10 protein-coding genes are annotated in these 12,649 nt (G+C 61.7%); 4 read left to right on the forward strand and 6 right to left on the reverse strand.

All coding sequences use genetic code 11. From position 1 onward, the window contains the following. Positions 1-502: 502 nt before the first annotated feature. The 3 genes from NA619_RS04010 to NA619_RS04020 all read right to left on the reverse strand — a co-directional run bounded on the left by NA619_RS04010 (position 503) and on the right by NA619_RS04020 (position 2,736). Complete coding sequence (locus NA619_RS04010; RefSeq protein ID WP_255960170.1) at positions 503-1,546, reverse strand: serine hydrolase domain-containing protein; 1,044 nt, start codon at positions 1,544-1,546, stop codon at positions 503-505. A gap of 77 nt (positions 1,547-1,623) precedes the next feature. Further along, a complete protein-coding gene (locus tag NA619_RS04015; protein ID WP_255960172.1) occupies positions 1,624-2,070 on the reverse strand; it encodes a DUF2147 domain-containing protein in 447 nt (148 codons plus the stop codon). 63 nt (positions 2,071-2,133) lie between these two features. Then, positions 2,134-2,736, reverse strand: a complete 603-nt coding sequence (locus tag NA619_RS04020; protein WP_255960174.1) for an alpha/beta hydrolase-fold protein — start codon at positions 2,734-2,736, stop codon at positions 2,134-2,136. A gap of 310 nt (positions 2,737-3,046) precedes the next feature. Here NA619_RS04020 and NA619_RS04025 point away from each other — a divergent pair, with 310 nt between their 5' ends. The 4 genes from NA619_RS04025 (at position 3,047) to NA619_RS04040 (ending at position 6,976) form a co-directional block, all read left to right on the forward strand. Beyond that, complete coding sequence (locus NA619_RS04025) at positions 3,047-3,865, forward strand: HDOD domain-containing protein (RefSeq protein WP_255960176.1); 819 nt, start codon at positions 3,047-3,049, stop codon at positions 3,863-3,865. Positions 3,866-4,126: 261 nt separating this feature from the next. Then, complete coding sequence (locus NA619_RS04030; RefSeq protein ID WP_255960178.1) at positions 4,127-4,897, forward strand: substrate-binding periplasmic protein; 771 nt, start codon at positions 4,127-4,129, stop codon at positions 4,895-4,897. Continuing rightward, positions 4,894-6,237, forward strand: coding sequence for a GGDEF domain-containing protein (locus tag NA619_RS04035; protein ID WP_255960180.1), 1,344 nt, complete (start codon positions 4,894-4,896; stop codon positions 6,235-6,237). The genes NA619_RS04030 and NA619_RS04035 overlap by 4 nt, the downstream gene beginning before the upstream one ends. 10 nt (positions 6,238-6,247) lie before the next feature. Next, positions 6,248-6,976: a substrate-binding periplasmic protein gene (locus tag NA619_RS04040; protein WP_255960182.1), complete on the forward strand. Its 729-nt coding sequence runs from the start codon at positions 6,248-6,250 to the stop codon at positions 6,974-6,976. A 17-nt stretch (positions 6,977-6,993) separates the two neighbouring features. Here NA619_RS04040 and NA619_RS04045 read toward each other — a convergent pair whose 3' ends face one another. From NA619_RS04045 to NA619_RS04055, 3 genes are all read right to left on the reverse strand, one after another. After that, positions 6,994-9,813 (reverse strand): AsmA family protein, encoded by a 2,820-nt coding sequence (locus NA619_RS04045; protein ID WP_255960184.1) that lies wholly within the window; start codon positions 9,811-9,813, stop codon positions 6,994-6,996. 240 nt (positions 9,814-10,053) lie between these two features. Then, positions 10,054-11,673, reverse strand: coding sequence for an NAD(P)/FAD-dependent oxidoreductase (locus tag NA619_RS04050; protein WP_255960186.1), 1,620 nt, complete (start codon positions 11,671-11,673; stop codon positions 10,054-10,056). Between the two features lie 164 nt (positions 11,674-11,837). Next, positions 11,838-12,569 carry a carbonic anhydrase gene (locus NA619_RS04055; RefSeq protein WP_255960188.1) on the reverse strand — a complete coding sequence of 244 codons (732 nt, stop codon included), beginning with the start codon at positions 12,567-12,569 and terminating at the stop codon, positions 11,838-11,840. Positions 12,570-12,649 lie beyond the last annotated feature (80 nt).

Raw genomic sequence — 12,649 nt, forward strand, 5'->3', positions numbered from 1 at the left:
ATTCGCGCTTCTCAATCCGCCCTGAGATTAGGGTTAGTCTGCTGGGTAGCTAGGCAAGCGGAATCGCTGAACTCAGCCAGCAGCCGCAAGAGATGTGCTGGGAAGTTCGCAGTTGATACCGTCTCGGCTAAGAGTCCTGGACAACGCAGCATCTGCGCCGTAAGCGCCTGTGACTGACCTAAGCAAGGCATCCAACACCCAGTCTCTTTTGCACGGTGTTTGGTGGAAGTGATAAGCGGGAGGCTGCAGGCGGCAACCGAATCGCATGCCAGCGTTACTAACGAAGCTCGCAGCGCTAGTGCTTCGTTTAGCCTGGTATAGCTGCTCTTTAACTTCGATATGCTGCGCTGCAGTACCTATATCGAGCAAGCAGTAGCAGCTGATGTTGATGAGGCGCTTCGGAAGTTGTATGCACAGGAAGGGGCTATATATCCAAGGCCTCTGCATTTACGAATGGCGACCTGTTCGATATCGATCCAGCGCTACTACGATTGGTGTTCGCTTAAGATATCTGTTTACGTCCGTGCAGTACGTCGATTATGTCGCCGAGCAGTCGGTGCAGCGCGTCGCGATGCCCCATGGCGCCGCTGGAGGGTTGTCGGGTGTTGGAGGTCATTACCACCGTCATCTTTAGGCTCGGCACCACGTAGACCATCTGCCCGCCGTAGCCCCAGCCATAGCGCACCGCTTCTCCGCTCAGCTCGGTGATGAACCAACCATAGCCGTAGTCGTGACCGGTGTATCGCGAGCGGGTGCGGGGCGTCCAGGACGCTTCTATCCAGTCCTGCGAGAGCAGCCGTTCGCCCGAGGCCGTGAGCCCAGCGCGGCGGTAGAGCTCGCCGAAGGCCAGCAGCGAGCGCGGCGTCATTGCCATCTCGTTGCCGCCCAGATAGATACCTTGCGGGTCGCGCGTCCAGGCGCTGATGGCGAAGCCGTCGAGCGGCGCCAGCCACTGCCGCGCAAGCTGCAATGTGGATTTCCCTGTGCGGCGGGTGAGGATCGCCGAGAGCAGGTGACTGGACCCGGTGGAGTAGATCATCGCCGTTCCGGGGTCGGCCTCGAACGGTCGCGCCAGTGCCGCACGAACCCAGTTGCGACTCGCCACCCAGGCGCCGTAGTTGCGCCCGGAGGTTGATCCGAGCCCGGCCTGCATGGTCAGCAAGTTGCCAATCGTCACCTGATGCAGACGCGGATCGGGCTTGCCGGGCAGGTCGGCTGGCAGAAGCTCCGCAATGGGCTGGTCGACGCTCTTGATGACGCCCTTGTCGATGGCGATGCCGACCAGTGCGGAAATCACCGATTTGGACGCGGATTTGATGTTGCTCGGCTGGGTCGTGCGATGGCCACGGTAACCGCGCTCGGCGATCACTTTGCCATGTTGGGCGATGATCAGCGTTTCCAGCGGGGCCAGCCGCTCGGCCTCCTCGAGCACGGTCGCCAGTCCGCTGTCCGCGGTTGCCAGCGGGCTGAGGGTAAAGAGCATCGTCACGCAGAGAGCGCGGCGATACCAGGTTGAGCGCAAGATGCGCTTGTCAGGAATGGGCATGCAGGGTTCGACCCCGTCCTTACCCTTCCGTGCAGTCCGGCAGCCGTGCCTCCCGGCATTCCCGATGTGCGTCGGCGTTACTGGCGAATCCAGTTCTGCGTGCGGCCCAGCGCCTCGATGCCGATGTAGCCGCGGACCTCCAGCTTCTCGCCGCCTTCGACCAGCTTGGCCTTGGCGCGGTAGGTCTTGCCCTTGGCCGGGTCGAGGATGGTGCCGTCGCTCCAAGCCTGCTCGCCGTCCGGCTTGAGGTCCCAAAGAATGGTCATGCCGGTGATGGGCTGATCCTTGCGCTCGCCGTCGCATTCGCTGCAGACCGGGTTCGGTCCGTGATCCGATTTCAGGATTTCGGCGACCTTGCCGCTTAGCGTGCCGTCAGCGGCCTGCTGGATTTCGACGATGGACCTGGGCTTGCCGGTTTCGTCGTCGATGGTCTGCCAGCGGCCGGCAGGCGATTCGGCGGCAAACGCCAGTGACGAGAGCGAGAGTGGCAGGGCCAGCAGCAGGGCATTGAAAAGAGGACGCATGATGTCTCCAGTGATGGAAAAGGCAGCGTCGACTCTAGCACCGGGCATTTGCTTGCGCTGGCCCTAGCCGGCTGACCGGTCGGTTCTCGTCGCTTTCGCCATCCTCACTCGTCCTGATCGCGGGATGGCAGCTGCCAGGGCCAGTGCCACGATGGAGCTGTGTGCGGCGTTGGTGCCGTGGTTGGCTCCCGGAACAACTGGAATTCGCTGTGCAGAGCGTGGCTGAAAAGCCGCTGCAGACGGTCGACCATAGGCTGGGCAATGCCGACCATGCGCGCGGCGACAGGCTGGTCTACGAGCTGCCGTTCGAACGCTTCGAGCGTGCGTTCGACTTAGGCCTTGTACCACCAGATCAACGGACTGGCGGCCACACCCCTGGAACGCCTGTGACTTGGTGAGCAGGGTGTAGAGGGTAAACAGGCCGCAGTAGGAATGGCCGAACAGGGCCTGCCGTCGAACCTCGACAGTGTAGAGCTTGGCGATCAGCAGTTTGAGTTCATGCTCGATAAAGGCCAGAAATTCATCGGCACCGCCCGATGGCGGTGATTCGAGGCCCGGAAGGCGCTGGCGATTCTCGGCGTTGGGCGTGTAGTCCTCAGCGCGGGCCTTGAAGGTGCCGACGCTGCCAACTCGCAAAACGGATTTGCGGTCGAGCAGGTTGTTCACGTCGAAGGTGCCGGTCAGTGTGTCCGTAATCGTTGAGAAAGTTTGGCGTCCGCCACTGCATATCCCGGTGAGCTGAGGCGCGGGCTGCAGGCGCGTTCGATGTCGTAGTCCCTCATCGCGGTCACGCCGCCGCCTATACCCTGTCCGCGCAGGGAGTTCGGTGGCGCTCAGATCTGTCATGACGCAGGCATTGTCTTGGATGGTGTTCCGATGAGTGCGGGTGAATCCATGACCGGCTGTCTGCTGAGGCTTCAGAAAACTGTTTGTAACCCGATGTGTAGGAGACGTCATTCCCTCTGGAGCCGCGCTCATGCAACTCGACGATCTGTTTGCCAACCTTCATCAGCTTCCCAACGTACCCAAGGTCGCCCAGGACCTGATCCTGCAATTCGATAATCCCAACACGTCCGTCGAGTCCGTGGCGCGCAACATTGCCTGCGATCCGGTGATCTCTGCCCGGGTGCTGCGCCTGGCGAACTCGGCTCGTTTTCGCGGTGCGCGCGAATCTACCAGCATTGAAGATGCGGCCCTGCGTCTGGGCTTCAATACCCTGCGAACACTGGTGCTGGCGTCTGCATTCACCTCAGCATTCAAATCGCACACCGATTTCAATCTCAAGGCGTTCTGGTACCACAGTTTCCTGGTAGCCAGCATCTGCAGGCTGCTGGCCAAGCGGGTGGGCGCTGATGTCGAAACGGCGTTCACATGCGGCATGTTGCATGACATCGGCGAACTGCTTATCCAAACCGGCGCGCCTCAGCTGGCTGATTGTCTCGGCGGCGGCGCAACCTCCGGCCCGACCCGTGCGGCCAACGAAACCCTGCAGTTGGGCTTTGGTTATCCGGAAGTAGGTGCTGAACTGGCGCGTCGCTGGCAGTTGCCACAGGTGCTGCAGGAAGCTATCGCGTACCAGGCTCGACCGTTGCAAGCACCCAACGGCAGCACGTTGCCGTATGTGATCGCGCAAAGCGTGGCGTTGACGCAGGCGCTTGAGGATCACGGCGGGGATATCGATTTGGCTCTTGAGTCCGTCAAGGGCCCGTTGACCGACAACATGGATCGAAACGAGCTGCTAAAGTCGTTGCCGGGCGCCATCGAAACCGCGCGCACGTTCGTGGAAATGGTCTGATCCGCGACCATGCCGGCATGGTGCGTTCCGCGCACGCCATGCCCGCTCGGGCGTATCTGCATCAGGGCGCAGTCGGTTGCTTCGCCGCACAAAAGCGCAGCTCGTTTCCGTTCGTCGGCGGTCTTCGTTGAGCTCGCAACTGTGTTCAAGGGAACGAGCCCGGTGCCGACTAAAGTAAGGCTCGATTGCCAAACGAATGATGCCATTATGGTGGCAAGCTAATGTCGCATGCCGGACGATAATCATCCCAGAGGTCACCTGATGAATCGACCCTCGTTCCGCCGTGTGACGCTTGCTCTCACTCTGATTGCAGGGCTGTTCTGTTTTCAGCCCGCCCAGGCGGCGAGCGGCGTTACGGTCGTTACCGAAGAACTCCCTCCATACAACATGACCGTCGACGGCAAGCTGACGGGTATGGGAACTGAGGTAGTGGAGGCGGTGCTGGCGGAGGTGGGCGAGGAGGCTCGCATACAATCGATGCCCTGGGCCCGCGCCTATGACATCGCGCTCAACTCGGAAAACGTCCTGATCTATTCCATCGCCCGTACCCCGCAGCGCGAAGCGTTGTTCAAGTGGGTCGGCGTCATCGCACCAACGCGCTGGTCACTGTTTTCGCTTCCCGGCACTCAGTTCGACCTGAAAAGCCTAGACGACGCGCGTAAATATCAGATTGCTACCGTGAAAGAAGATGTTGGCGAGCAGTACCTGATCGATAAAGGCTTCGCCATCGGCCGTAACCTGCAGTCAAGCAACAAGTACGAGCACAACTACGAAAAGCTCAAGGCCGGACGTGTGGACCTTTGGATATCCAACGAGCTAAACGCCCACTATCTGGTGCGAGAAGCCAGCGGTAATCCAAAGGAGAATGCCGTTTCTCAGCTGAATCTGGACGATCTCGGTGGCGCCAACGGCCTGTGCATGGCCTTCAGCCGCAACACCCCGGACGAAGTTGTCGAGCGCTTCCGCCAAGGGCTCGCCCGAGTGCGCGCCGACGGTCGATATGACGCCATCGCCGCCCGTTGGCTTAAATGAACGCCAGCATTCCGAACGCCGTAGTCGCCACAACGCAGCGCCGCCAGACCGGCTCGCTAGGCCGCCGGCTGGTGCTTGCCACGTTGGGCTTCTGCCTGCTGTTCACCCTGGCGAGCGCCGGCTTGCGCACCTGGTTGGCCTGGCACGACAGCCTCAAGGCCATGAATGCCGAACTGGTGCTGATCGATCAGGTGTTCCAGAACAACCTGGCCAAGGCCATCTGGGAAATGGACAGCGATGCCCTGGAAACCCAGCTCGACAGCGTGGCCAGCGCAGCGCCGGTAGGCCGGGTGGAATTGCAGATCATCCGAGCCGGACGTGCGCCGGAGGTCATTGAGCGTCAACGGGCGCAGCAGCAGGCCCAGCACCGTGCGCCCGTGTTGCAGCATCCTCTGACGTACGAAGCCTACGCGGGCGCCCGGGAAACAGTGGGCCATCTCAGGCTGGACGGTCACGAAGGGCTGCTTTGGGAGCGCCTCGTCGATGAAATCACCGAAATAGTCATCACTCAGGTCATTCAATCGCTTCTGCTGGCCGGGCTTATCATGTGGATGTTCAACAGCACCGTGACCCTGCACGTTCGGCGAATCGCCCGGCACCTCACCGCGCTGGCGCCAGAGAATCTCGACCAGACCCTGCGCCTTGGCCGATCTGTGAAGCGGCGTGACGAGCTGAGCCTGTTGGAGTCCGGCGTCAACAGCTTGCAGGCGAAGCTCTCCGCCTATCTCGAGCGACAGCATCAGGACGAACTGGCCCTGGCTGCTCACCGCGATCGCCTGGCCGAACTGGTGGAAGAGCGCACCACCGAGTTGCGCGCGGCCAACGTGTTGCTGGAAGAACTGTCACGCAGCGACCCGCTCACTGGGTTGGCCAACCGCCGCCACTTCGACGAGATCAAGGAAGTCGAATTCCGTCGCGCGCTGCGCCTCGGCCAGCCGCTGACGGTGCTGATGTGCGATGTGGATTTCTTCAAGCGTTACAACGATCACTACGGCCATGCCCAGGGTGACGCATGCCTGAAGGCGGTCGCCGATACGCTCAAGAGCGTGTTCGCACGCGCGGGCGAGGTGGTTGCTCGGCTTGGCGGCGAGGAGTTCGTCGTGCTGCTGCCGGGCGTCGATGCCGAGTCCGCTCACCGCTCAGCCGTGCGTCTGCAACAACGGCTGGCCGAGCGTGAAGTCCCGCACGAGGCCTCGGCCGTCTCGCCCTACGTCACGCTGAGTGTCGGGCTGAGCGGGTTCGATCCCGAGACCGTGGATCAATTCGACCAACTGTTGCGACGTGCGGATGAAGCCCTTTATCGGGCCAAAACGCAGGGCCGCAATTGCATTTCCGACTAGCGAGGATCGAATGATGCACCCGATTGCCTGGATCGCTTTCCCCCTCGTTTTGCTCGGCACGGTGGCGCATGCCGATCCGGTTCGGGTAGTGACCGAAGAGACCGCCTACAGCTATCTCCATGACGGCAAGGTCGGTGGCCCGGCGACCGAAGTGGTCGAGGCGACCTTGCAACGCGCGGGGCTGGATGGCTATCAGATCGGCATGTACCCCTGGGCTCGCGCTTATGACATGGCGCTGCAGGAGCCCGGCGTGCTGGTGTATCTCATCGCGCGCACGTCTGAGCGCGAAGCGCTGTTTCGCTGGGTCGGTGAGATTCTGCGCATCGACTATCACTTCTACAAACTTCGCGAGCGGGACGATATCCAGGTCGCCGATCTGGAGTCTGCAAAAGCCTATCGGATCGGCGTGTTGCGCGACGATGTGCGACATCAATATCTGGAGGCCAACGGCTTCTCCAAGATAGTGGTGACGGCGCACAACAGTGACAACTTCAAGCGGCTGCTCAACGGCCAGGTCGATCTCGTGCCCATGCCTGAACGCGACATCCTCGCGCTGTGCAAAGAGGCGGGCCTTGATCCTGGGGAAGTCCAGCGTGTTTTCACGCCAAACACATCAACGCAGCTGTACATGGCCTATAACCGGCAGACCGAAGACGAGATCGTACTGCGCACCCAGGCCGCCTTCGAGCGGCTGCGGGACGAAGGTGTGGTCACACGCATCATGGCAGGGCACCGCTAAGCTGCCCCCGCGGCGCCTCAACTTCCGCCGCCGCGCTCGAATTCGTCGAGCGCCTTGCGACAGCCTGCGCCGGCGCCTTCTCCGAGCCCAGTTTCGACCCAAGGCAGGATAGCCAGCGGCGGGGCGATCAGGGCCCCTGCCACGCTGGCCAGCGTGCGGGCGACCAGCTGATCGGTCACTACACTGACCTGCGGGTTGCTCAGCGTGCCTTTGAGTTGCACGGGTGAGTTGGCCGATAGCAGGCTGAAATCCTTGGCGCGGGTTTCGAACGCAAGGTCCATGCCCTCGCTGTCCAGATCGATCTCGCCCCCTCCAGTGATGTTGCTATCGGTGGTGTTGATGTACAGCTGCTCCAGCTCCGCAATACCGCGAGTCGAGGCGAAGCGCAGATAGCCGCAGTTCATCTCCACCTTCTTTGAATCAGCCAGTGCCGCGATGGCGGCTTCGCCAGCGTCGAGGCCGAGTAGCTCAACGGCCAACATATCGAGTTTGCCGCCGGACATGGCCAGCTCCATCTTGCCTTCGAGGTCGGCCGCCATCTCGCCGAGTGATTCCCCCTCGAACGCCAGGTCCAGCCTGCCGCCGAGAGTGCCGGAGGAATCGTCCGCCACCTGCGACAGATTGGCGTCACGCAGCACTGGGGAAAGATTGACGCTCTCAATAGCCAATCGCAGCTCGCCAGCGGGCTGCGATTGGCCCACATCGATTCGTAGCCGACCGTCTGCCCGGCCCTTTCCGATATTGAGCTTCAGCGGTTCGACCAGCAGAACGTTGTCGTCCAGCTCGGCTTTCAGGTCGACGCCATTGAGGGGGAAACTTTCGGTATTCACCTTTTCCGCTTCGTACCGGATGATGGCGTCACGGTCACGCAAGGCGTCAAGGCCGATAGGCTCGTCCGAAAACACCTGGTCATCAGTGGGATCGGTATGCGTACCGGGCGCTTTCAGATCTTCGGTGTCTAGCCTGTTGGAGTGCAGATTCGCCCAGAGCATCGGACGGCCGCTAAGGCTAAGGCGAACATCGCCGCTCAGATCGCTCTCGCCCCACTGTGCCTTGATGTTCTGTAAACGCAGCTGCTCTTCCTCCCAAGTCAGCCGGCCGCTCTGCTGGTAAGCGGCGAGCGGGGGAAGGTCCAGACCCGTCAGCGGATTCAGGGTTGCCGGGTTGGGACCTTCGAGCGACGCCTGTATGTCGGCTGCCTTGAGCTCAAGCGGCTCGGTGACGGTGCCGTCGACATGGAGCCGGCTCTCCCGCGAAGTCAGGGTGCCTTCGACCGGATTAGGCTGCTCGTCAAAGAATTTCAGCAGTGGGCCGAGGCTCAGCTCGAACTGCAGCGGAATCTCATTGCGCTCGGCATTTCCTTCCAGCTCCAGCCCCGATTCTGTGGATTTGGCCTCCAGCTCGATCCATAGATCCTGCGCCGGTGCGTCGTAGCGCAGCTGTGTATCACTCACTCGGGCTTCTTCCTGCCCTAGACGGCCATGAAGTTCGCCGTCCAACGTGCCAAGGGTTTCATAACCCAGGGGGCCCAGCGCCCGGCCGAGGTCCAGCTGATCGAAATCGGCGTCGAGATCTCCGCTCAGGGAGTCCTGTTTCAGATCAAGGGCACCGGTTACGTTGATCGCGCGGTCACCCTGTTCGGCGTACAGCTGTTCAATCTGCAGCTGCTGATCCGCTAATGCTCCTTTGAGCACCAGCTCGCTCAGCTCGGCGTCGCCGTAGCGAAGCTGCTCGAGGCTGACGTCCACTTCGCCCCGGTAGCGGCGCAGTGGTTTCAAAACTTGGCTGATGCGTTCCTGCAGGGATTGCGACTCCTCGTCGCGGGGTGTATTCGATTCGTCCTGGTCCGTCTCGAGCAAGCGCATCACGCCCCAGCGGTTAAGGTCGAGTTGATTACCGTGCAGATTGGCCGTCAGTTCGGGTGTTTCGCCTTGTTCGAAGACTAGTGAACCCTCGAGCTGACTTTCGCCGGATTGTAACTCGACATCCTGTAGCGCCCAGCGTTGGCCGTCGCGTTGCAATTGAGCGTTGAACTCGAATGCTGGAACGTCAATGGCGGGGTGCTCGAAGGAGATCAGCTCGGCTGATTCCGGGGCGCTCAGCGTTACCGATCCCGTCAACTTATCCATATTTGGCAGCTGTGCAGCCTCGCCATCGAAGCGTGCACGGATCTCCCCCAGCTGGGCGTCGAGCATTACTGCATAGGGCGCGTCAGAGGTCAGTGCCTCGGAGGGTGGCGCGCCTGTCAGGGTCAACGTCAGTGGTTTGCCCTGCACATTGCCTCGACCTTCGACTGACAGCTGGCGCTCGCCGGAGCCTGCTTCGGTGGTTGTGATCTCGAGTGTCAGCTCCGCATCGAACTCGGCGTCGCTATAGGTGAGCTGGCCGTCGCTGATTCGGATTCTGTCCGGCTGGATCGGCGGCTCGCTGTTCTCTGGGCTGTCTTCGTTCATCAACGGCTCCCAGTTGGAGCGGCCGTCAGCGCGTCGACTAAGATCAACCCGCAGTTCCTCAAGCCCGAGCAGCTCAACGCCCAGGCTGCCGGTCATCAGCTCGCCGGGATCGAGTCGCATCTGAAGCGCATCGAGCTCGAGCATGTAGGGGTTTTCGGCCCACGCCGGGTTCTCAATCTTGACGTCGCTGAGGCGAATGCCAAGAGGCCAGCCCCAGTCGATATCAAGATTACCGATTTCCACCCCGCGCCCGTCCATGCGCTGGCTTAGCTGTTCTTCAAGCTTCTCCCGCGCCCATTGCGTCTGTACCAGCATCGCCGCGCCGACGAGCAACAACAGCACAACTGCCAGCACACTACCTAGAATCTTCGCTGCCTTGACCACCTGACCTCCTGCTCCGGTCCGCTTGCGCGGATGTGGAATGAGGGTCGGCTACATCGGGTGCAGCCACGTAAGGGTGTCGACCCCAGCTAGCTTGAAAAAGGTCACCATCAATCGAGCGGCGCAGCCGTCGCGAAGGCTGCCGAAAGGCCCACGGTGGCTGGGGTAAGCCCTCTGCACCTGTTTCCGCTCGGATCAGCAAATACAGACGGACGGCATCAGCGCGTCCGCCCTGGATGAGGGTCAGCCCTGCAGATCGGCCAGCATGGCGGTTGCGACCGCTTCGGCGACCTTGATGCCATCGACGCCCGCCGAGAGAATCCCCCCGGCGTAACCGGCGCCCTCACCGGCCGGGTACAGGCCGCGGGTGTTGATGCTCTGCAGGTTGTCATTGTCGCGCTTGATCCGCACCGGCGATGAGGTGCGCGTTTCGATTCCGGTGAGAATCGCGTCGGCGCGGTCGAAACCGCGGATCTGCTTGCCGAATGCCGGTAGCGCTTCGCGGATGGCCTCGATCACGTAGTCGGGCAACGACGGCGCCAAGTCGCCGAGGCGCACACCAGGCTTGTAGGACGGCTCGACCTCACCGAACTCGCTAGAAGCGCGACCGCGAATGAAGTCACCCACCAGCTGCCCCGGCGCGCAGTAATCGCTACCCCCCAGTTCGAAGGCGCGCGACTCCAGCTGCTCCTGCAACTCGACGCCGGCCAGCGGACCGCCAGGGAAGTCTTCGTCCGGGTTGATGCCGACCACGATGCCAGCGTTGGCATTGCGCTCATTGCGTGAGTACTGGCTCATGCCGTTGGTGACCACGCGCCCTGGTTCCGAGGTCGCCGCAACCACGGTGCCGCCCGGGCACATGCAGAAGCTGTACACCGCACGGCCATTCTTGGCGTGGTAAACGAGTTTGTAGTCAGCCGCACCCAGCTCCGGATGCCCGGCGTACTTGCCCAGGCGGGCCTGGTCGATCAGCGACTGCGGATGTTCTATCCGGAAGCCCACCGCGAAGGGCTTGGCCTCGATATAGACGCCACGTTCGTGCAGCACGCGGAAGGTATCGCGAGAGCTGTGCCCGAGGGCAAGTACCACGTAGCGACTGCGCAGTTCTTCGCCGTCTGCCATGCGCACGCCCTGGATGCGGCCATCCTCGATAATGAAGTCGACCACACGGCTGTCGAACCGCACCTCGCCGCCCAGCGCCTTGATCTCCTCGCGCATGGTCGAAACCACGCCGGTCAGGCGGAAGGTGCCGATGTGCGGCTTGCTGACGAACATGATCTCTTCCGGCGCGCCGGCACGGACGAACTCGTGCATCACCTTGCGACCGTAGAACTTCGGGTCCTTGATCTGGCTGTAAAGTTTGCCGTCGGAGAACAGCCCAGCGCCGCCCTCACCGAACTGCACGTTGGACTCGGGGCTCAGCACCTTCTTGCGCCACAACGCCCAGGTGTCCTTGGTGCGGCTGCGCACATCGCGACCACGTTCCAGCACGATCGGCCTGAAGCCCATCTGCGCCAGGGTCAGCGCAGCGAACAGCCCGCACGGACCAAAGCCGATCACCAGCGGTCGTTCGCTCAACCCCTCGGGCGCCTGGCCGACCGGGTAATAGCCGGTGTCCGGCGAGACGCGGATGTTGCGGTCGTCCGCCAAGCGCTCGAGCACCTTTGTCTCGGCCGCCACGCTGGCGTCGATGATGTAAACGAAGGTGATCTCGCTGTTCTTCTTGCGCGCGTCATAGCTGCGCTTGAACACCGTGAAGTCGATCAGCTCGGTATCGCTGATCTTCAGGCGCGTGATGACGGCTTGGCGCAAGGCCTCGGCGGGATGGTCCAGAGGAAGTTGCAGTTCGTTGATGCGAATCATGACGAGTCCTGGCCGGTGGCCCCGGCAGAGGTGGGTGAGCAGGCGCTGAACCCGGAGGTTCGCGGGCGCGAAGTGTAGCGGCGGCAGGGCGGGCTGTCATGGGCCCTAAAGACTGCCAGAAGCGGCCCCCGACGAGGCGAAGGCCGATTGACGCGAATGACGCGTTATTGCAGGACCACCCGAGCGTTCAGCGGTTGCAGGGGGCGGTTATTGGCATGGCCGACAGCCTTGGTCAGTGCCTCGATCTGCTCGTGCGACGCCACGACGGGCTGCTTGAGCACCAACCAGCGAACGCCTTCGGAGCAGGGCGGAGTGGTGAGTGAACCATTGAAACGGTAGTAATCAAGATCGGCTGGCAGCATGTCGCGGATGTTCTGGCGCGGTGATATCGGCTGTTTCTGGCCTTCGACGGGCGGCGTGCCCCAGAGATTAGCAAGCATGGCGTTCCGCTCGCCTTCCTCGAACATTACTGCCACGACCGCCAGGTTGCCTTTCTCGTCAGCATGGACAAGGTGACCTTCGAGCGGATAGGAGCGGCCCTTGATCTGATTCTCGCTTGGCATGTGGAAGTGAAACTGGATTAACTGAAATGACGTTCCGTCCAGCTCGAGGGTACTGCCCGGCTCGTAGCTCACCTGCACGGTATGACCATTATTGGCCGCCTCGCTCGCACCGGCTGCATAGTCCACTTTAAGCGGTGCGAGCTCGGCTTCGATGAAACCGTCCAGATTGACCGGCGACTGATTCTGCCCGCCGCAAGAATGAAATTCGGGCGTGAGCTTCGCCCAGTTTTCAGGTCCGGCCGCGCCGAAATATTCCCAGTGAGTACCAGGCGTCACAGCCCAGGCGTTCATGCAGGCGGTAAGAGCGCCTGCAGCCAATATAGCTTTCTTCATGGTCAATCCTCAGCGTGTCGATGTCGGAAGCCTGCCTACAAAGTGGTGAAACAAATTGAAACAGATTGTTTCGGTGATGG

Origin of the sequence: Stutzerimonas stutzeri (assembly GCF_024448895.1) — a bacterium.
Classification (GTDB): Bacteria; Pseudomonadota; Gammaproteobacteria; order Pseudomonadales; family Pseudomonadaceae; genus Stutzerimonas; species Stutzerimonas stutzeri_Q.